The 18,798-nt window shown below is 68.8% G+C and carries 16 protein-coding genes and 3 pseudogenes; 6 read left to right on the top strand and 13 right to left on the bottom strand.

Annotated features, from left to right (window positions below; all coding sequences use genetic code 11):
* Positions 1–751: 751 nt before the first annotated feature.
* Positions 752–1,005: pseudogene (locus E0F75_RS35525) on the top strand (HNH endonuclease); the annotation flags it as partial.
* A gap of 66 nt (positions 1,006–1,071) precedes the next feature.
* Here the strand turns inward: E0F75_RS35525 and E0F75_RS35520 are convergent.
* The 4 genes and pseudogenes from E0F75_RS35520 to E0F75_RS35505 form a co-directional block, all read right to left on the bottom strand.
* Positions 1,072–1,512, bottom strand: a complete 441-nt coding sequence (locus E0F75_RS35520) for a hypothetical protein (protein ID WP_229315117.1) — start codon at positions 1,510–1,512, stop codon at positions 1,072–1,074.
* 222 nt (positions 1,513–1,734) lie between these two features.
* A pseudogene (locus E0F75_RS35515) lies at positions 1,735–1,947 on the bottom strand (transposase); the annotation flags it as partial.
* Between the two features lie 392 nt (positions 1,948–2,339).
* Positions 2,340–3,134 (bottom strand): SGNH/GDSL hydrolase family protein, encoded by a 795-nt coding sequence (locus tag E0F75_RS35510; protein ID WP_229315099.1) that lies wholly within the window; start codon positions 3,132–3,134, stop codon positions 2,340–2,342.
* 2,081 nt (positions 3,135–5,215) lie between these two features.
* Entirely contained in the window at positions 5,216–5,377 is a 162-nt protein-coding gene (locus E0F75_RS35505; RefSeq protein ID WP_229315098.1) for a hydrophobic protein, read from the bottom strand.
* Between the two features lie 153 nt (positions 5,378–5,530).
* Between E0F75_RS35505 and E0F75_RS35500 the strand changes: the two genes are divergently transcribed.
* Entirely contained in the window at positions 5,531–5,692 is a 162-nt protein-coding gene (locus E0F75_RS35500) for a CsbD family protein (protein WP_229315097.1), read from the top strand.
* Positions 5,693–6,013: 321 nt separating this feature from the next.
* On the opposite strand, the gene E0F75_RS35495 is transcribed toward E0F75_RS35500, so the two are convergent.
* Together E0F75_RS35495 and E0F75_RS40510 are read right to left on the bottom strand one after the other, a co-directional pair.
* The gene (locus E0F75_RS35495; RefSeq protein ID WP_229315096.1) at positions 6,014–6,328 is read right to left on the bottom strand and encodes a hypothetical protein; all 315 of its coding nucleotides are present in this window, start codon (positions 6,326–6,328) and stop codon (positions 6,014–6,016) included.
* 501 nt (positions 6,329–6,829) lie between these two features.
* Entirely contained in the window at positions 6,830–7,819 is a 990-nt protein-coding gene (locus E0F75_RS40510; protein ID WP_308189635.1) for an NAD(P)H-dependent oxidoreductase, read from the bottom strand.
* Between the two features lie 170 nt (positions 7,820–7,989).
* On the opposite strand from E0F75_RS40510, the gene sigJ reads away from it, so the two are divergent.
* The gene (gene sigJ / locus E0F75_RS35480) at positions 7,990–8,937 is read left to right on the top strand and encodes an RNA polymerase sigma factor SigJ (protein WP_229315095.1); all 948 of its coding nucleotides are present in this window, start codon (positions 7,990–7,992) and stop codon (positions 8,935–8,937) included.
* A gap of 161 nt (positions 8,938–9,098) precedes the next feature.
* On the opposite strand, the gene E0F75_RS35475 is transcribed toward sigJ, so the two are convergent.
* Both E0F75_RS35475 and E0F75_RS35470 read right to left on the bottom strand, forming a co-directional pair.
* Positions 9,099–9,428 carry a hypothetical protein gene (locus tag E0F75_RS35475; RefSeq protein WP_229315094.1) on the bottom strand — a complete coding sequence of 110 codons (330 nt, stop codon included), beginning with the start codon at positions 9,426–9,428 and terminating at the stop codon, positions 9,099–9,101.
* A 73-nt stretch (positions 9,429–9,501) separates the two neighbouring features.
* Positions 9,502–10,209 carry an IS5 family transposase gene (locus E0F75_RS35470; RefSeq protein WP_229315093.1) on the bottom strand — a complete coding sequence of 236 codons (708 nt, stop codon included), beginning with the start codon at positions 10,207–10,209 and terminating at the stop codon, positions 9,502–9,504.
* Here E0F75_RS35470 and E0F75_RS35465 point away from each other — a divergent pair.
* The gene (locus tag E0F75_RS35465) at positions 10,208–10,987 is read left to right on the top strand and encodes a transposase (protein WP_229315092.1); all 780 of its coding nucleotides are present in this window, start codon (positions 10,208–10,210) and stop codon (positions 10,985–10,987) included. The genes E0F75_RS35470 and E0F75_RS35465 overlap by 2 nt on opposite strands.
* A 24-nt stretch (positions 10,988–11,011) precedes the next feature.
* On the opposite strand, the pseudogene E0F75_RS35460 reads toward E0F75_RS35465, so the two are convergent.
* Positions 11,012–12,402 (bottom strand): annotated as a pseudogene (locus E0F75_RS35460) (IS701 family transposase).
* Positions 12,403–12,884: 482 nt separating this feature from the next.
* Between E0F75_RS35460 and E0F75_RS35455 the strand changes: the two are divergent.
* A complete protein-coding gene (locus E0F75_RS35455) occupies positions 12,885–13,040 on the top strand; it encodes a hypothetical protein (RefSeq protein WP_229315091.1) in 156 nt (51 codons plus the stop codon).
* Between the two features lie 733 nt (positions 13,041–13,773).
* On the opposite strand, the gene E0F75_RS40505 is transcribed toward E0F75_RS35455, so the two are convergent.
* Both E0F75_RS40505 and E0F75_RS40500 read right to left on the bottom strand, forming a co-directional pair.
* Positions 13,774–14,175, bottom strand: coding sequence for a transposase family protein (locus E0F75_RS40505; protein ID WP_308189634.1), 402 nt, complete (start codon positions 14,173–14,175; stop codon positions 13,774–13,776).
* Complete coding sequence (locus E0F75_RS40500) at positions 14,109–14,483, bottom strand: hypothetical protein (protein WP_308189633.1); 375 nt, start codon at positions 14,481–14,483, stop codon at positions 14,109–14,111. The genes E0F75_RS40505 and E0F75_RS40500 overlap by 67 nt, the downstream gene beginning before the upstream one ends.
* A gap of 223 nt (positions 14,484–14,706) precedes the next feature.
* Here E0F75_RS40500 and E0F75_RS35445 point away from each other — a divergent pair, with 223 nt between their 5' ends.
* The gene (locus tag E0F75_RS35445; protein ID WP_229315090.1) at positions 14,707–15,573 is read left to right on the top strand and encodes an alpha/beta fold hydrolase; all 867 of its coding nucleotides are present in this window, start codon (positions 14,707–14,709) and stop codon (positions 15,571–15,573) included.
* Between the two features lie 361 nt (positions 15,574–15,934).
* On the opposite strand, the gene E0F75_RS35440 is transcribed toward E0F75_RS35445, so the two are convergent.
* Positions 15,935–17,362 carry an amidase gene (locus E0F75_RS35440; RefSeq protein ID WP_229315089.1) on the bottom strand — a complete coding sequence of 476 codons (1,428 nt, stop codon included), beginning with the start codon at positions 17,360–17,362 and terminating at the stop codon, positions 15,935–15,937.
* Positions 17,359–18,762: an MFS transporter gene (locus tag E0F75_RS35435; RefSeq protein ID WP_229315088.1), complete on the bottom strand. Its 1,404-nt coding sequence runs from the start codon at positions 18,760–18,762 to the stop codon at positions 17,359–17,361. Before E0F75_RS35435 ends, E0F75_RS35440 begins: the two co-directional genes overlap by 4 nt.
* Positions 18,763–18,798: the final 36 nt, after the last annotated feature.

Here is an 18,798-nt window from a genome sequence, read left to right as displayed (position 1 = left end):
GGTGAGCTCGGTGAGCTCGGTGAGCTCGGTGAGCTCGGTGAGCTCGGTGAGCTCGGTGAGCTCGGTGAGCTCGGTGAACTGCAACGCCGGCATCAGCGCGAGCTGACCCGGTGACCAGTCATGCCTCCCTCTGATCCGAACGCCTCGGCGAACTCGGCGTCCGCGAGCAACTCGTCCAGCTCGTCACGGACCCGCATCGCCAGCGGGTATCCGCCACCGCCCGCGCCACCTGCGCGGTCAGCTCAGACGGCCTCGGCCGCAGCGACATTCCACGCCTGGCTCTGTTCACGAGAACCGGTTCTGGCTCACCTTCTGTGGCGCAGCCACGCTGAGTGACCGGATCAGGCTCATGGGTGACCAATCCCGGTGGCGAGAACGAACCGCTGGTCAGTCCCCCGCCTCGCCTGCCGACCCGTTGCTGAGGAACTGCTTCGCTGCCTCAACCGCTTCCCCGTTGAGTTCCTCGACGGAGACTCCCCCACTCTCCTCTCAGCCGTCCAAGTCATGCCGCAGTGGACGAGGGGTTCGAGTTCTCCGGGGTAGCCGAGGTCATAGGCGATGTCTGCCCAGATGAGGTGGGTGCCGACTGTGGGATCAAGGGATCCGTCGGCGATCTGACCGGCGACCCGATAGGCCATGGCCCACTTCGCGGCCCGAGGGTCAGCGGGTGGGTGCAAGAGCAGTCCCAACCCCCCGCGTCCGGCTGGGGTACCGCAGACAGGCTCTGCTTGACGTACCGGCTGGTCTCGTCGCGCGGCGCGAGGCGTACGCGAACGACCAGGACGCCCCCACTCGCTCGTAGCTGTCACGGCGCGTACGAATCGCTCGAAGGCCGACCAGGACCCGCGGGAGTGGATGCCGCCGCTCCCCGACGCGCACTGCCGCTACATCGGCGAGTGGGTCGCCACCAACCGCTGGGGCCTGGCGGCCGACCAGGGCGAGGCTGATGCCCTGGAGGTGTACGCCGAGGCCTGCGAGACCACGGTCGTCCATCACAGGGAGGCGTACCAACGGCCTGTCTCGGCAGAGGTCAATCGACGTGATCGCCCGTACCCGACGCCTCAAGGGTCTTCACCCCTGGTACGCGGATCTGTTTCCCGAGGAGGCGGGCAGCCCGTGCCATGCGAGGCGGTGCACGTCGTTGGTGGCGGCACCCCGGTCGAGCGGGGCGACGTCGTCGCAACACCGCTTCCTCATACAGAGCGCGCGCCCGCTCGACGAGATCCGCAGCCGCCCGGGGCTTTCGGCCAGCCTCGACGGAGCGGCGGTGCTCCTCGCTGCGACCTGGTCCTTGTCGAGCCGGCTCTGCCCGGGAATGGTCCGGGCATAGCCAAGGCGCTCGACCTGAGCGGCGAGCACGGCGGCGGTGAGCTCCTTCCCACTGGCCCTGATGGCGGTGATGACCTCGCGAGCCTTCGCGGCCCCGTTCTCCTGGGCGACGACGGGCGCGAGGACCTTGGCGTGGGAGGCGCGCGGAGGAGTGTCGGAAAGTTCCGACAGTCGGGCTGGCATGACGGCGCGGATGCGCTTGCGTCGGCGATCAGCTCGAACACGTAGGTGGTTCAGCTCTACCTCGGCCTCGGCGTAAGCCTCGATGCTCGTGTACCCGCCACTTGTGGAGGTCGCGGGTCACGGCGATGTCGAGAGGACGTCCAGTTCGACGGTGGTTCGTACATTGGCGGCCTTGGCGCCGTCCGACCGAGGCCTTCGCCTGCCGCGTGTATCACGCCCTCGGTCGGCCGACCGCAGGCGGTGGCGTTCGTAGACCGTCTTCCACGGCCCGAACCGTTCGGGCAGATCGCGCCACTGCGCCCCGGTCCGCACCCGGTGCAGAATTCCGTCGATCACCTGCCGGTGATCCCGCCACCTGCCACAACGCCCGTTGCTGACTGGCAGGAACGGCCGCAGCCGTTCCCACTCGGCATCACTCAGATCACCCCGCCCCATGCCCACAGGAACGATTTGGGCAGGGGGTAGCCACATGATCGGCCGGACAAGCCCTAGCCGGCCGGTCCGGAGGCCTCAACGGCGCTCCGCGACCTGATTGAGCCCTCCGCGCCACCGGCCCGTCACGGCGAGGGTGCCGTGCCCGGGCCGGTTCGTACGACGTCCGCCGTCTGACCCGCGCGGAGAGCGCGGACCGAACGTGCTGAGCCCGCTCCGGTCCCGCCAGCAGGGTTGTGGGGTCAGGCGAGGGTGTTGTTCTCCGCCTGGGGCCCTTCTGTCCCTGGGTGACGTTGAACGTCAACGTCTGGCCCTCCTGGAACTCACGAAAGCCTGAGGCGCGGCTGCCATCTGTGGCTCAGCAGACCGGCGGCCGGCTCAGTTCGCGGGCAGCGTCAGACAGCCGAACGCAAAGCGGGCAGGTATCCGCCCGACTGCCCGGCGGCCTTCGGGTGGTAGGAGTTGTAGACCGGTACGGACAGGCTGTGCAGCCAGGAGTCCGCGGAGCAGATCTCATGGCCCGTGAACTCGTCGACGACGCTGGAGAAGGTGAATCCCGCGTTCGCCGCCTGCTTCGCCAAAACGCCGTTGAGCGTGTCGGAACCCCGGTTGATGGCCGCTCGCTCGGTCTCGCTGAGTCCGGCGATACAGCTTCCGGCCAGCTTGTAGAACCGGGGGTACCCGAGAACCACCACGTGCGCCTGCGGTGCGCGGCTGCGGATGTCCCCGTAGAGAGCGGAGAGGCCACCGGGCAGCGTGCTGTTCATCTTCACGACCGCGGCGTTCACGGCCGCGACGCAGGTGGCCTCGCTGTTGAGCACGCAGGTCTGCATGATGTCCGCGAACCCGACGTCGTTGCCGCCCGCCGTGACGCTGACGAGGGTCGTGGACGAGTTCAGAGGGCCGAGCTGGCCGCTGCGGACGGAACCGGTGGTCGCACCGGAGCATGCGGTGAAGGAGAACGAGGAGGGGGAGTTGGCCGCTGCCCACAGGCGGGGGTACGCGTTGGTGCTGCGACGGCAGTCGCCGCTGTCCGAAAGGTAGCTTCCGGCTCCGACGCCGGAGGAGTACGAGTCTCCGACGGCCACGTAGCGGTGACCGGCGGCGGTGGCCGGCTGGGCGACTCCGAGGGCCGCGGCGGCCACTGCGAGCGCGGTTGATGCAGACAGCGCGAATCTTCGCCAGAGCATGGCGATCAGCCTCAAATCCAAAGCGTGGGAGGTGAGTTGGTTGAACGCGACACTTCTAGCAGGGCGGTGATACCGACGGGTAGCCCTCGGTGCGGATGTCGTCCGCTTTGGGCGCATGTTTAATTCACCGCGCGTAGACTCATCCGGTTTGCGCCATGCACGCGCGTCAAGCGGCGACCCAAAGGCGCGGCAACAACAAGCGGCATACCGGCGGCGCTTCGACCGACGCCAGGGGCTGCGGCGCCCTCCTCTCGCAGACGCGCTTCCTCGCCGGCGATTAACGACGACCGGGGCAACCGGTGAGCGTGTCAGGCTCGGCCGGGCATCGCCCTCAGCACTCAGATTCGTCCGACTTGGAGGCTGCCACAGGTCCCAGAAGAATCGGGAGTGGCTGGCGCAAGACCCATCGCATGGGCCGGCGGAACACCCGCCGCGAGGCCGCAAGCCAGCCCCCGGGGCCTCGGCGGCAGCCACCCGGCAAGAACTCCCCTTCGCCGTTGCGCACCCGCAGCGCCAACGGAGTGGGGGACAAAACACCGAACCGTCGTCACATGCGCCGCGGTCAAGTCCCACCCGAAGCCCGCGTCTCCGCTCGTCGTACGGAAGTCAGCGTGCTGCGGTACCGACTCCTTCACGACCTCGAGGGCGACGGACGTGACGGTCCGCGTGGCTTCGGGGCCGGGCGCCGCCGCGGCCGGGACGGCCGTGAGGGTGGCCACGGAGACGCAAGCGCGGCAGCGACAGCCAGGGCGAGCCGATGACGGAACGGGTGGGCTCAGGTCATCGGTGGGTTTCCTTCGATCAGCGGGCGTGTCGTGTCATGCCACGTCATGTCTCAGACGAGTCGTGACCCTCTCGAAGGGTTGTGCGTTGTCCGGGCCGACACCTCGGCAGGGGGAGGCGTCGGCGGTACGGCCCGGGATACTCAGCCGACGCCTCGCCGACCGTCAGAACGCGGTGCCGCCCAGGTGGGAGTAGCCGCAGGCCTCACAGGCGCATCCATCACACGTGGTGGTCCTCTGGCCCTGAAGCCTCAGGCAATCTTCCCCTCAATCGATAGACATCGTGACGGGCTCCCCAGACCAGGTGGCGTAGCAGCGGAGAGAGGCATCTGAGGCGGGCAGCAGCACCCAGCCAAGTCCCGAAACTCCTCAGCCGCAGGGCCTCCGGGGTCCCGAAGCAGCAGCCCTCTTTCTCTGCGCCCTTAATCGTTCCCCTGAAGGTCACGGCGCGAGTGCGGGATAGACGTCTTTCGGAGAGAAGAGCGTTCCACGTCCGTCCGGCGGGATGATCCAGGAAAGCCCGGTCACCTCCCGGCCGGGGTCCGGCATGGCAAGCCAGGTTCCGGTCGTCATGTACCGAGCGGCTCGCTCCAGCCTCGCTGCTGGGCTGCCGGGAGTCACCAGCAGCACAAACTCCTGCCGCCTTCTGTTGAGAAGTACGGGGCCGGTCCTTGGATGTCCGGAGCGTGCGACAGCGTTGAGCAAGCTGTGCCCCCGTGCCTCTGGAACAGCAAGGGCGTCCCACATCCGGCCCGCTGGCAAGAGCATCACGCCCCGTTCGCTCAGTCGCCATTCGCGCAGACTTGCGACGGGGTCGTCGCAGGCAGAAGCCAGCCACCGAGCCGACCACAAAGAGGAATTCATCTGCTACCTCGTTCCCGGGTTCAGCCGACGAAGTGCCCGACTATCCCGCACCAAGGCGGGGATGGGCAGGGAGGCGGACCATGGCGGATTCAAATGCCTTCTGTTGTGATTTGTCAGAGGTTGCCGAACTCACTGAGCCAACAGGAGCACCGTCGGAGGCATGCTCGTCCAGCAGCCGTTGATGGATCCGTTTAACATCCCGCGCCGCGGCAGCAGCAGTTGACGGCCCCGGTAGACGCCGGCGATGCGTCAGCTCTACAGGTCAGCCCAGGGGGTCTTCAGGCCTCTACGCGAAGAGATGAGTCGCCGGGAAGCCGCAGAGTTCCCGGTGAAGAAGTCGGTCGAGTACGGCGAACCTGGCCGATGCGTCACCCGGACGATCGCCGCGTGGGAGGGCGGTCTGTCGAGCGAGCGGTACGGGGGCGCTTGGTGTGGTTACCAGCGGTACCGGCGGCCGCTACTTCCCTTCGGCCGGGCGACGAACCCGATCAGCCACAGGACCAGCACCACGAGGGCAGCCCACCACAGGACGTTCAGTGCGAAGCCGGCGCCGAACAGGATGAGCACGAGCAGAAGAACGAGAAGCAGTGGAACCATGGATATCAACCTCCGAGGCGCCGTACGCCCCACCACCCTTCGGCCATGCGTGCGATATTCACGGGATCCGGCGACACAGCATGCGGTTTGAGTGCGGTGATCGGGAGCAGGTGTCGGTCAAGACCAATCCGGTTCATCCAGGAGGAGGTCCCGATGTCGGGCACGGAGAAGAGCAAGGCGCACGTCGAGCAGGCCAAGGAGGCCGTGGGCCGCACGGTCGGCAACGAGCGGCTGACCGCCGAAGGCCAGGCGGACCGGGCCAAGGGGAAGGCCCGTGAGACCAAGGAAGACATCAAGGACAACTTCCGGCACTGACAGACCGCCATCGCGCCTCCGGGCCTCGACCTAAGCCCTAGGTCGGGGCCCGGCCACGTGCTTAACCCGGCCGCACCAGCCGCCCGGTTCCGAACCGTTCTGGTCATGTGGGCAGCCCCCTCTGGCGCATCGACTACGCGAGCAAGGACCCCGCGGCCGTCGGGGAACACGGCCCTCTCATCGTCGGCGCCGTGGACACCCTCCAGGGGCGAGGAGACCTCCTCCACCTCTCCCCCACACCCCTGGTCCCGCGCCGTCAAGGCCCCGGGGGCCCACCCGAACAACGACATGTAGGGTTCGCCGCCGTGACTCGGAGGTCGATCACTCGGTGTCGCTTGCGATTTCCAGGGCCAGGGCCTGCAAGATCTGCTCGGTGGGCTCTCCGGACTCCGTCTGGTCGTACGCGTCGGCCACCGTCTCGAAGGCGAGGATGAACCCGCGGACCAGAGCACTGATCGGGCCGGTGAGCTGGGTCAGAACCGCTGCTCCGACTTCCACCGCATCGTCGGTGTCGGGAACCAGGAACCGCGTCGGAATGACCTCACCGAGGAGGTCGGAGACGTAATCCTGGGCGACTCCCCCGCGCAGGGCCGTGAGCGCCGCGATTGCCTTGAGCTGGATCTCACTCTCGGTCATGGGACGAGCGTAGGCATGACGCGACGGCATCGACGTGGCCACGCCGATCGACAGAACGCACATCGGATGCCGGGCCCCCCCTCAAGCCGGCGGCCGCGTCGCCGCTCGTGTGGCCGTGCCGATGCTGACGCTCGTCTGCGGTGCGGCCGGGGCGTTGCTGGCGGGCGCCGGGCGCGAGGAGAATCCCGCGGTCGAAGGGACCCCGACAGCGTCGTCGCCCATGCCGCCGACGGTGGTCGCCGCGTCGCGCGGGCGCAGCTCCCCGCGGTATTCACCTCCGGTCTCGATCTGGTGCGCGCGACGCCGACGGTCGGGAGCCCGTCCGTGCCGTATCGGGAGCGGCCTCCCGGCTGAGCCCCGCCGCGCATGTGGGGCCCGGGCCGGACCCCGGTGCGCGGCCGGCACTCATGTCTCGCGGACTTCGCCGCCGACGGAATCCGCCCCAGCGATGGGGCCACTCGAAGCTCGAGTACAAACCCACCGGAGCAGGGCCCGTTGACGTTACGGTTCGAGGTCGACGACCCCCTTGCCGCCCAGGATGTCCAGCGGCACGGAGATCTGGTCGTGCGTGATCAGCCATTCGCCGTCGATCTTCCGGAAGCAGAAGGTGACCCGGACCCACATGCCGCCCGCCGCCGTCCCGTCGGGCAGCGTGCCGCTGAGGCGGCCGAAGCCGTGTGTGAACGCCACGTCTTCACCTACCGTGGGCATCAGGTCGCGCACCTCGTAGGTCACCTCCTGGAAGAACGTGAACACGTTCGCCCAGTTCTTGATTTTCGCGTCGATCCCCACGTGCTGGAGCGGCGGATCGATGTCGAAGGAGACGACGTCCGTCGAGTAGAGCCGCCTCAGACCCTCGAGGTCTTTGGCCTGGATCGCGTCGGTGATCCCGTCGATGTGGCGGCGGATCACGGCTTCGTCTGTCTCACGCTGTGTCGGGGTGGCTGTCCGTCCTTCCGTGCTCTGGGCGACGACGTGATCCAGCAGTGTGTCGAGGGCGCTGACGTGGTGGGCGCCCGGCTTGAGTGTCGCGTGGTCCTCGAAGTCGGTGTGCAGGGACAGCGAGACCTGCGGGGTCACTGCACCCATCTGGAGGAGCTCACACAGTGCCCGCAGTTGCCGGGCCGCGTGGGCGCCGCCGCCAGCGCCGTAGGAGACGAACCCAACGGCCTTGTGGGTCCACTCCGCATACAGGTAGTCGATCGCATTCTTGAGCACGCCGGGGATGGAGGCGTTGTACTCGGGGGTGACCATGACGAATCCGTCGAAGCGGGCGATGGTGTCAGCCCATGTCCGGGTGTGCCCGTGCTGGTACCGCCCAGCGAGCGCGGGCAGCGGCTCGTCCAGATGCGGCAGCGGGTGGTCGAGCAGGTCGATCACCTCGAATGCGGCGTCGCAGCGGCGGGCCGCCCGCTCGTGGACCCACCGGGCGACCTGGTCGCCCTTGCGGCCGGGGCGGGTGCTTCCGATGAGTATTCCGATCCTGGTCATCGCTGTCTCCTGAGATGCTTCCTACGCGGGTTTTCCGGGCCGGTGCTGTGTCTGACGGTTTGACGACACGACCCCACGGAACGTCAGGGAGATTCGAAGACCTGACAATCGGACGTGCTGTCTCGTCGGACCGCCGAGGGACGATCCGAGACCAGGGAGCCACCGGAACCATGACCGATCACGCGAAGTCACGGCACGACGAGTCCGACGCAGGCTTGGACGCGATCATCAGCGAGCGGCGGCGGCTGATCGGTCTCGCCTACCGACTCCTCGGTTCCCTGGCCGAGGCCGAGGACGCGGTCCAGGAGACCTACACCCGCTGGTACACCATGTCCCGACAGCAGCAGGACGCCGTCAAGTCCCCCGGCGCCTGGCTGACGACGGTCGCCACCCGCGTGTGCCTGGACCTCCTCGGCTCGGCGCGGGCCCGGCGCGAGCGTTACATGGGCGAATGGATCCCAGAGCCGCTGCCCGAGCGGACCGACTGGATCAGCGGGCGCCCAGGCACCACGGCGACCGATCCCGCGGACCCGGCCGACCGGGTCACACTCGACGAGTCGGTGAGCATGGCGTTTCTCGTCGCCCTCGAATCCATGACCCCGGCTCAGCGCGTCGCGCTCATCCTGCACGATGTCTTCGGCTACCCGTTCGCCGAGATCGCCGGGATCACCGGCCGCACCCCGGCGGCATGCCGCGAACTGGCCTCCTCCGCCCGGCGCCGCGTCCGCGCCTCCCTGCCCCCTGCGGCCCCGGCAGCCCACCAGGCGGGCCTCGTCAGGGACTTCAAGCAGGCGTGGGACGCGCAGGACATCAACGCCCTCGTCAGACTCCTCGCCCCCGGCGCGACGTTCACGGCGGATGGCGGCGGCGTGGTCGCCGCCGCGCTCCACCCGATCGAGGGCGGCGAAGGGATCGCGCGCTACCTTACCGACCTCGCCGCCCGGGCGTCCGGCGGCCTGACGGTCCTAGAGCGCACGGTCAACAGCCGGGCCGGCCTGGTGATCGAGCACGAAGGCGTCACCGTGGCCGTGTACGCGTTCGACGTCGCGGACGACCGGATCACGCACATCTGGGCAGTGCGCAACCCCGACAAACTCCGCCCGTGGACGGCGGGCTGACCGGCTGGACTTCGACAGCGCGGCACCTACGCCACCTCTGCCAGGTCACATCCCACTCCGGGGCGACCGGCGCGAGGCCGCGAGCGGCGAGCGACGCCCCGCGGCCACGGTACGCACCGCTTCCCAGTCCACTCCGGGCCGCAGGACCGCTAGGGCGTGTTTTAGAAGTTGCGGGTGTGCTGGGTGGGTCGTCCAGGGAAGTCGCGGGCGGCCATCCAGATCGTGAGGTCACGGGCGATCTGGTCGATGCTGGTCTCGGTGGCGACGTCGTGTTCGCGGCGGGTGGTGTCGCGGCGGACGACCTCGTAGCCGCCCTCGTCCAGGACCGCGACCGAGGTGAACCAGGCCGGGTCGTCCTCGTCGGGCTGGATGACGACGGAGGTGTTGTCCGAGTTGTTGAGGTTATCGATCAGCATGAACAGTGCGTCCTCGGACGGGTCCTCGATGTGGTCGCCGCTCTCACTCTCGGCCCGGTAGTACGCAGCCCCCATCGGCCCTGTCTCCCCTCAACCCGCTGACCTGATTGCGGCCAGAATGGCATGCGGGACCGACACTCCCGGCAGGTCACAGCCATTCGTTGATCGCGGCGATGAGGACGGTTGCTTCGAAGCGGACCGCGAGTTTGTCGAACCGGGTGGCCACCGCCCGGTTCCGCTTCAGCCGGTTGATGCCGCACTCGACCGCATGCCGAGCCTTGTAGTCCTCACGGTCGAAGGCCGGAGGCCGCCCGCCGACCGTGCCCCGGCGCTTGCGGTGGCCGGCCTGATCGGCAGGTTCCGGGATCGTGCAGCGGATTCCCCGTCGACGCAGATAGGCACGGTTCGCGCGCGATGAGTACGCCTTGTCGCCACGGACCCGCAGTGGACGAACCCGTGGCCGGCCCAGTCCGAGGCGAGGGACCCGGATGGCTTCCAGAACGGCTGTGAACTGCGGGCTGTCTCCCTGCTGACCGGCTGTGACCAGCAGTGATAGCGGCTTCTGTCCTTGTTCGCAGGCCAGATGAATCTTCGTGGTCCAGCCGCCGCGGGACCGGCCCAGGCCGTGGTCGTCGGGTTCGTCCTGGCGGCCGCCAGGCGGTTCCTTCTGGGTCTGGCCGTCGCGCCGGGCACCGGCCGCGTGCTGGTGGGCCCGGCAGATCGTGGAGTCGACGTTCACGTCCCAGGTGATCAGCCCGGCCGCGTCCGCCCGGGCCTGCAGCCCGGTCAACACCGCTGACCAGACACCATTGCGTTGCCAACGGCGGAAGAGCCCATAGACCGTCTGCCACGGCATGGCCTGCTACAAACCCGGCAAGAGGTCCCGGCTGATCTACACGATCCGCGAGAACCGGGGCCGGAAGGACGAACCGAAGGGCTTCGGCTGGCGCGACTTCCGCGACCTGATCGTCCGCGCCCGCCTCCAGCTCGGCGGCCCGATCGTGCTTGTCTGGGACAACGTCCACCTGCACCTCACGGCCGGCATGCGGGAGTTCATCGACGCGAACGCCGAGTGGCTCAATGTGTTCCAGCTGCCCCCTTACGCACCCGACCTCAACCCGCAGGAGGGCGTCTGGTCGGTGGTCCGCCGCGACATCGGCAACCTCGCCGCGGCGGACCTCGACCAGATCGCCCGGGCCGTGAAGCGCCGACTCAAACAGATCCAGTACCGGCCGCACGTGGTCGGCGGCTGCCTCGCCGGCACGGGCCTTGGTTTCGGCATGGACGACCTGGAGAACCACGGTCAGCGGCCGCCCCGCCGTCCCCCCCGGATGAGCGCGCCACTGGAAGCGATCAGTTTGCTGCGCTTGTATAGGCGCCGTGCGCCCAGAACCCGCCTCCGAAGATGTAGCCAATCCAACGCCTGCGGAGATGACCGCCTGGGCCTATGCGCCCGGAGCGCAGCCCCCGGTCTCCCAGGACTGGGACATCCTCGCAACACGCCCAGCCTTCGGCTCCCTGTTCGTGACCCTGGCCGCCGACGGACAGTGCCCCCACCGCCAGTTCTTCCTCGGTTGCCTGTACCTCCTGGTACTCCAGCAGCGTTTCGCTATTCCTGCTGGTCAGGGGCCTGATCTTGAGTGTTGTGGTGCGGTGTTTCATCGGGTGGGGGATTGCCGGACTCGTGCTGTATGCGGGTCTGGCGGAGGTAGTGGTGGGCGAGGGCTTGATGGCGGCGTCGCCATCGGGACCAGTTCAGGGATGAACACGGCGATTTCGTTGGGGTGTTGGCGAGGGATGGCAAGTTGCCAGGAGCCTTCGGATTTCTGCCACGGTGAGGGGCGCGAGGAGACCGGAACCGTTTCTTCGGCCCCCCTTTCGACCGCTGCGGCGGCCATCGCGGCGAGGAAAGCGTGAGCGAGCATCGCCAGGGTGATGTGCCGGTACCAGCCCGGGTAGCGGCGGACCTCGTACTCGCCCAGGCCGCACTCGCTTTTCGCGGCCTGGAAGCACTCCTCGATCGCCCAGCGTGAGCCGGCGATGCGAACCAGCTCGGCAACCGTGGTGCCGGTGGGCGCGTAGGCCAGGTAGTAGGCAATCTCGTCTGGCCTCTTGATGCTGCGGCGGGCCAGTACCCACCGGCGGTGGGTGCGCTCATCGCCGTCGAAGAAGTCGATGACCGGCAACTTCGCGGAAGCCCAGTCGTAGATGCGTGGGCCCTTGGTGCCGTCCCCGGCTGACAGTCGCTGCCAGGCGTCGTGGGGCGCCTCGCTGGTCAGCTGGTCGATGCGCCAGATTCTGGCCAGCGACTTGACCTGCTGCGATTTCGGCACGGCCAGCACATAACCGACGCCGGCTTCCTCCAGCATCCGGCGGAATCCCCATCCTGACCGTAGGCACAATCGGCGGCCACCCATGCGATGGGCAGGTCAGAGGCCAGTGCACGCAGCACCAGACGCCGGGCGAGCTCACCCTTGGTCGCGAAGGTGTGGTCTTCGGGAATCTTGGCCGCGCGGCAGCGATCCGCATCGCCGGTCCAGAACTTGGGCACGTAGAGCTCCCGGTCCACCAGCGCCCGCCCCTTGGTTGAGGCAGAGGCGGCGAAGACGCCGATCTGACAGTTCTCGGTGCGGCCGGCGGTGCCGGAGTACTGCCGCTGCACCCCAGCCGAAGTGGTGCCCTTCTTGAGGAAACCGGTGCCGTCGATGATCAGGACGCCGTCCGGGCGGCCCAGCCGCTCTGCCACATACGCCTGCAGGTCATCGCGGATCTCCTCGGGATCCCACCGGGTCCCGGTCGGGAGCCGCTGCAGCCCGTCCGGCGTCGCGTGACCTGCGAATTCCGCGAGTTGCCAGCCGTTCTTCCGGCCGACCGGACCCAATAGCCCTCGCACGTAGTCGCGCATTCGCCGCCGCGGTTCGACACGTGAGAACCGGCCCCCCACCCGCAGGAACAGCTCTTCAAGTTCCGCCACCCACAGCCCAGTTCCAAGATCCTCGGTCACGCCTGGACCCTTCCCGCCGTCAGCAACCCACCCGCATAAACCCATCCTTCGGATGACGAGTCCAAAGCGATCCCCCACCCGATGAAACACCGGACCACTACACTCAAGATCAGGCCCCTGACCAGTAGGAACAGCGAAACGCTGCTGGAGTACTAGGAGGGGTGCCGGCGTCGGAATCCGGTGACCCATGGCCCGTGACCTGCTTGGACGTGGGATGTGGTCGTGCGGGTCGGCAGCCGGCCGGGCAACCTCACATGTACTGCTGGCCGCTGCTTTGCCCCGCTCCGGTCGGTGAAGCTGCGTATTCGATTACGTAGTTCTACTGATGCTTCCGGAGAGCAGCGTTGAGAGACTCGCCCTCTGAGCTTCCAGACGGAGCCGTGGCGCCACGCCGGGGAGCTTGCTGCCTCCCTACTGGGCAACCGTCGACAGCTGTCCAGCGGGTAGCGAATGCTGTCTGGTCAATCGAGCCTGGCTGAACATGGGAGAGTACTCCGTTGGTTTCCAAGATTCGTGTCCTTCTGGGCATGCTCGTACTCCTGGCGCTTGCCCTCGGCGCCACCGCCCTGCTCGCGGCCATGAAAGCCGATGCCACCTGGTTCACGATCGTTCCTCTCGGCATCCTCGTTATCGGCGCGTCCGTCGGCCAGTCGCTCGGATGGTTCAACAAGAAGGGCCGGTGACTGCCCTGGGGATTGCAGGGCACACAGTTCTACTACGGCGCCCTGCTCGCGGGGGAACGGCAGTTCCGTCCGCCCGGCTCATGCGGGGGGCCGTCGAGCAGCCAGTCTGCAAGCTTCCTCTCAACTGATCGCGGCGGCAGTTCATCGGGAGGGAGAGGCAGGCGCGAGGTGCGCCGGGACGACGCCCTGCCGCCTCGGAATCCGCGCCTGAGCCGGTTGCGGGCCTGGTCGGCCCGCCGAGCAGGGCCGTACAGGACTCCAGCAGAGCTGAATAGTGCGTCGTTCGGTGCCCGGCACAGCAACGGAACCACCGCGGGAGGTCCTGCGCGCTACCTACATCCCGACGCGGCGTTGTTCATGTATGAGGCAGAAGGACGAGAGACCCGGCGCGGTCCGCCCAATGGCAGCGCACGAGTTGCCCGAGGACGAGCCGTCTGTCCGTGGTGCACCACGGTACGTCGGTCACACAGCAAGCAGCCCGGCGTCACAGGCCGGGTTACCGGAGAGCAGCTGTCTCGGATTCGGGAGATCATGCTCCCGGTGGCCGTACTAACCGTCATCACCGCATCCACTGACACCCCGGGGCTCCGGAACGCGTCCCACGACCCTCCGGGTCGGGTTATGGCTGCCTGTCGCTCTCAGGTGCCCGCTTGGCAAGGGTAATGGTGACGCTTACGACCTTGGGAGCCATTGAGATCCGGGCGTGCCAGCCCGGTGGGTCGGCTGGGGGTGATCAGCAGGCGGCCTGCCAGGCGAGCACCAGTTCGGTGCTGGTCTTGCGGCGGGGCGCCCGGCGGGCGGAGCGGTCGGAGATGAGCCCAGCGATCGCGAGGTGGGTGTCGGCGTAGGTCTCGCGGCGGCCGGTGAACCGCTGCAGTGGGTGCCACTGCTTGAACTCGGCGTTGGTGTGCTCCACGCAGATCCGGGCGGAGGACTGGCGGCGCCGCTGCTCGCGCCAGGCGTGGTGCTCGCCCGGTGGTGCGTCGTCCTTCGGCTTCTTCGGCGGGGCGCTGACCTGGCTGGGGAACTCGTTGGCCAGACCCCGGTAGCCCTCATCGCCCCCCGCCTTCACCTGCGGGTGCCGGCGGAACTGCTCGGCGATGCCCTCGGTGCGCACAGCGGTCTGGTCGTGCATCCGGTCGGCCTGACCACCCCGCTGAACAGGGTCCGCCCCCGGCCGTCGCTGAACGTGGTGGTCTTGATGGTGTTCTGCTTCCTCTTGCCCGAGATGAACGCCCTGCGACCGGGGCGGCTCGCACACGGGCGGCGGACCTGCACCTCGGTCCCGTCGATCCGCAGTTCCACGTCCTCCGCGTCGGCGTAGGCGAACAGGTCCTCGAGTGTGCGTAGCCGCACACCTGGACGGTCGGGGATCGCGAAGCCGCGGGCTGCGAGCAGCGGGCGGATCTCGCGGATCGCTCCGGAGACGGTGGCGCGGTCCACCGCGTACAGCTCGGCCTCCGCCGAGGCGCTCGTGGAGTGCCGACTCCCGGGCCGTTTCCCACCTCGGGGCGAGTTCTTCGAGCAACTCGCCGAAGTGCGCGCGAGAGATTCCGAACAGGGCAGGATGGGAACAGACCGCACGGCCCAGGCTTGCGTCACAACTTGCCCAACCCGTGCGGCCCTTCTCATGTCCCTGCCCGGTACGAGGCGCGATACTCGACCAGTGAACTCGATCTACCGCAGTACGACGGGCAAGGAGCTCATCCGACGCTGGTGCCTCGACCAGCTCGCCGCATGGCCGGTACCACACGAACGCAAGACGGTGACCGCCAAGGGCGCACCGACCCACGTGGTCCTCGCCGGCTCCGGCCCGACGACGGTCGTGTTCGTCCCGGGCACCAACTTCAACGCCGCCGCGTCCCTGCCGCTGGCCACGGCCCTCGTCGCCGCCGGTCACCGGGTGCTGCTGGTGGACGTCCCGGGCCAGCCCGGTCTCAGTTCCGGCGGACGTGGTCTTTCCGGCAGCCGGTTGTCCTGGTACGGGGCGTGGCTGAGCGAGGTGATCGAGAAGATCTCGTCCGAGCCGGTCATGGTGATGGGCCACTCCTTCGGTGCCGCCATAGCCCTGTCCAGCGACTCTCCCCGGATCGAACGACTCGCCCTGGTCTCCCCCGGTGGACTGACCAGGCTGAGGTTGACTCCCACCGTGCTGGCCGCCTCGGCCGCCTGGTTCCTGCGGCCCGCACCGACGCACAGCGCCCGGCTTCTGCGCGCCATGCTCGCGCCTGGCCATTCACCCCGCGAGGAACTGGTGGACTGGATGACACTGGTCGCCCGGCATGCGCGCTCCAGTGGGGCGCCGGGCGCTGCCACCCTGCCCGCGCGGTCAGTTCCCCGCCTGGTCGTCACCGGGGAGCACGACGTCTTCCTCCCCCCGCGGCGGCTCGGCCCGGCAGTGCGCGCCACACTCGGCGCTGAGCTCGGTGTGGTCTCCGAGGCCGGACACCTCGTGGTCGAAGAGCGCCCCGACTACCTGTCCACCTTGCTGGAGATTCCGGGCCGGCCCACCTCCGATGCCCCCGTGGGATAGCCGACCTCCGAGTGCTGTGTCTGCCGACCATGCGGGCCCCGGGCCCCCACACAGCAGGGCACTCCTCTCGCTCCCCGAGTCGTAAGCTCTGAGGAAGCCTGTCCGCGGAGTCAGAGGTCCCACGGGTAGCGGCTTGAGGCTGGTCAGCTCGCATGTTCCGGTGTGGCTCCGGGGATCCCGCTCGCCGTGTCGTTCACCAGCGGACACCGCAACGACATCGCCCAGCTGATGCATCTGCTTGCCAAGACTCCGAGTGTTCCCGGTCTGGGCGGGCGACTGCGGCGGTCTGACAATCTGTCGCGACCGTAGCTACGACCGCGACAGATATCGCCGCCTCGTCTGGGCCCAGGCATCAAACCGGTCATCGCGCGGCGCGGAAGGTCAGCGGGCGCTGTGTGCCAAGGGACTTCTCGAGCGCGTGGGCGACTGCGAGGGCGAGGTCGTCGCGGTGGTGAGCAGCGATGAGCTGCACGGCGAGGGGAAGTCCGTCCGGGGCGATGCCGGAGGGGATGCTGACGGCCGGGTGGCCGGTGTCGTTGAAGACGGCGGTGTAGGAGATGGGGAGGACCCGCTCGTGCACGGCCGCGGCCACGTCCGGGCCTTCGGCCGGCCATGCGGTCGTGGGGGTGGTCGGCATGAGCAGGAGGTCGTAGCGGTCGAAGAGGTCGGCCGCCCATTGGTCGAGGCGTGCGCGGTGGGCCCAGTAGGCGGCCAGGTCCGCCGGGGTGAGAGAGCGGCTTGCGTCGAGGAGGTCTGCGAACCACGGTTCGAAGGTGTCGCGACGGGTGGTGAAGTCGTCGAGGACGTCGAGGAGCCGGGCGTACGCCAGGACCCTCTGCCGCAGCTGGAACGGAGCGGGGAAGTCGTCGGCGCCGGGCAGGGCCGACTCGTCGTCCCGGACGTCGTGGCCCTGGCCTCGCAGCAGGGCTGCGGCGTGGTCGAGGGCGCGCAGGATCTCAGGGCGGGGTGCGGCGATGCCGAGGGTGCGCAGGACGCCGACGCGCAGGGCGGGCAGCGGCTTGTCGAGGGTGTCGCGGTAGGAGAGGCCGGGGGCGGGCAACGAGTTGGGATCGGCCGGGTGGTGGCCGGCGGCGACGTCGAGGTGCAGTGCGGTGTCCCGTACGGTGCGGGCCATGCCTGACAGGCAGGCGTGCTGAGGCCAGATCGGCATCCGGACCGGGCCGTGCGGGATGCGGCCGCGGGATGGCTTGAGGCCGACGACTCCGCACAGCGCGGCGGGGATGCGAGTGGAGCCGCCGCCGTCTCCGGCGGTGGCCAGGGCGACGAGTCCGGCGGCGACGGCCGCGGCCGCGCCGCCGCTGGAGCCGCCGGGCGTGCGCTCGGGGTTCCAGGGGTTGCGGGTGGTGCCGAAAGCGTCGTTGGTGGTGTGGACCGCTGCACCGAGTGGCGGTGTGTTCGTCTTGCCGATGACCAGGGCACCGGCGGCGCGGAGCCGGGCGACGTGGATGCTGTCGTGGGCGGCGGGCGGGCGGCCTTGGTAGGCGCGGGTGCCGCGGGCGGTGGGGAACCCTTCCGCGTCTTCGAGGTCTTTGACGAGGATCGGCAGGCCGGCGAGCGGCCCTGCGTTGTCGCCGCGGATGATGCGCTGTTCGAGGGCGGCGGCTTCGGTGAGCGCTCCCTCCGGGTCGAGGGCGACGACGGAGTTGATCGTCGCGTCGGCGACGGAGATTCGGTCGAGGGTGTGGCGCATGAGCTCGGTGGGTGAGAGCTCCCGGCGGCGGATGAGGGCGGTGAGTTCGGTGGCCGAGGCGAAGGACAGGTCGGTCATGGTGTGTGGGGCTCCTTGGGGGTCGGGGCGGGGTGGGAGGTGGTGGCGGCTTCGAGGCTTACGCCGGTGGTGCGCGGGCCGAAGCGGACCGCTACCAGGCCTCCGGTGGCGCTGAGCGCGGCGAGCAGGACGAAAACGGCGGTGTAGCCGGCGCCGGTGTAGATGGCGGCGACAAGCATCGGGGCGGCGAAGTTGAAGATGCGGGACAGGGCGTTGGCGGTGCCGGAGCCGAGCGCGCGGATCCGGGTGGGGAAGATCTCCGCGGAGTACACCTGGAGGAAGGGCACGGCCATCTGGAAGAGCAGGCTGACCAGGCAGCCGAGCACGAGGACGATCGCAGGGGCGCGGACGAGCGAGAACAGCAGCAGCGCGGTGGCGGACAGGGCTCCGAGGACGAGCTGGGTGCGGCGCCGGTCCCAGCGGTCGATGAGAGGTACGGCGGCCAGCGCGCCGAGTGGGGCGGCTGTCGCCAGGGCAGCGGACAGCAGCAGGGTGTCGTCGAGATCGAGCCCGGTCTCGGCGAGGAGTGTGGGTGTCCAGGTGTTGTAGGCGGAGTAGGCGAGCAGTCCGGTCACCCACATCGTGGTGACGACAAGGAAGTTGCGGCGGTGCGCACCGGTCCACAACTCGCTGATGCGGGGCTGGTCCGGGGTCTCGGTCGGCCCTGATGCCGCCATGGCAGGGGCGGGTGGCACGTCGACCGGGGACTCGACGCCGCACTGGAGTTCGACACGGCGCACGATGGCGTCGGCTTCGGCGAGCCGGCCCCGGGAGGCGAGCCAGCGCGGGCTCTCCGGGACCCAGCGATGGATCAGTACGGCGAAGACGACACCGAACAGGCCGAGGCCGAAGACGACGCGCCAGCCCCAGGTCCACTGGGGCACCAGAAAGTAGCCCGCCCAGGCGGCGATGGGGATACCGAGCGAGCCGATCGCCACCTTGTACGTCTGCAGGCGCCCCCGCGCGGTGGCGGGTACGAACTCGGTGAGAACGACTATGGCGACCACGGCCATGCCCTGTGCGCCGAGGTGCGTGGCGGTGCGGGCAGCGATCAGCTGCCAGGGGTTCTGGACCAGGACGCAGCCGACGGTGGCGACGCAATAGAGGATGACGCAGGCCAGCATGGTGCGGCGGCGGCCGACTCGGTCGGCGAGGTAGCCGGCGAGCACGCCGCCGGCGAAGGCCCCGAGCTGACCTACACCGGCCACGACGGCGATGGTCGACAGCGGCATGTCCCACTGTTCGCGCAGGGCGGGGGCGACGAACGCGAAGGCGTAGGTCTCCACCCACTCGAAGAGGATCATTCCGGCCAGGGCGACGACCAGGCGGCGGTGGAAGGGACTGAGCGGGAGCCGGTCGAGACGCGTCCCGAGTGCGGCGGTGTGCAGGGTGACGGCCATGGGCGCGTGACCTCCCGGAGGAAGAGGGGGTGGTGG

It is taken from the genome of Streptomyces sp. CB02980, from assembly GCF_014451325.2.
GTDB lineage: Bacteria > Actinomycetota > Actinomycetes > Streptomycetales > Streptomycetaceae > Streptomyces.
The sequence above is the reverse complement of the archived record's forward strand: the minus strand, read 5'-3'. Positions and strand labels throughout refer to the sequence as shown.

Coding starts and splice junctions, on each gene's coding strand:
- sigJ (WP_229315095.1), top strand. CDS start 7,990: ATGACCGATCACGCGAAGTCACGGCACGACGAGTCCGACGCAGGCTTG.
- E0F75_RS35510 (WP_229315099.1), bottom strand. CDS start 3,134: ATGCTCTGGCGAAGATTCGCGCTGTCTGCATCAACCGCGCTCGCAGTG.
- E0F75_RS35520 (WP_229315117.1), bottom strand. CDS start 1,512: ATGCCAGCCCGACTGTCGGAACTTTCCGACACTCCTCCGCGCGCCTCC.
- E0F75_RS35465 (WP_229315092.1), top strand. CDS start 10,208: ATGGCCTGCTACAAACCCGGCAAGAGGTCCCGGCTGATCTACACGATC.
- E0F75_RS35470 (WP_229315093.1), bottom strand. CDS start 10,209: ATGCCGTGGCAGACGGTCTATGGGCTCTTCCGCCGTTGGCAACGCAAT.
- E0F75_RS35435 (WP_229315088.1), bottom strand. CDS start 18,762: ATGGCCGTCACCCTGCACACCGCCGCACTCGGGACGCGTCTCGACCGG.
- E0F75_RS35440 (WP_229315089.1), bottom strand. CDS start 17,362: ATGACCGACCTGTCCTTCGCCTCGGCCACCGAACTCACCGCCCTCATC.
- E0F75_RS35495 (WP_229315096.1), bottom strand. CDS start 6,328: ATGACCGAGAGTGAGATCCAGCTCAAGGCAATCGCGGCGCTCACGGCC.
- E0F75_RS35500 (WP_229315097.1), top strand. CDS start 5,531: ATGTCGGGCACGGAGAAGAGCAAGGCGCACGTCGAGCAGGCCAAGGAG.
- E0F75_RS40505 (WP_308189634.1), bottom strand. CDS start 14,175: ATGCACGACCAGACCGCTGTGCGCACCGAGGGCATCGCCGAGCAGTTC.
- E0F75_RS40510 (WP_308189635.1), bottom strand. CDS start 7,819: ATGACCAGGATCGGAATACTCATCGGAAGCACCCGCCCCGGCCGCAAG.
- E0F75_RS35455 (WP_229315091.1), top strand. CDS start 12,885: ATGCTCGTACTCCTGGCGCTTGCCCTCGGCGCCACCGCCCTGCTCGCG.
- E0F75_RS35475 (WP_229315094.1), bottom strand. CDS start 9,428: ATGGGGGCTGCGTACTACCGGGCCGAGAGTGAGAGCGGCGACCACATC.
- E0F75_RS35505 (WP_229315098.1), bottom strand. CDS start 5,377: ATGGTTCCACTGCTTCTCGTTCTTCTGCTCGTGCTCATCCTGTTCGGC.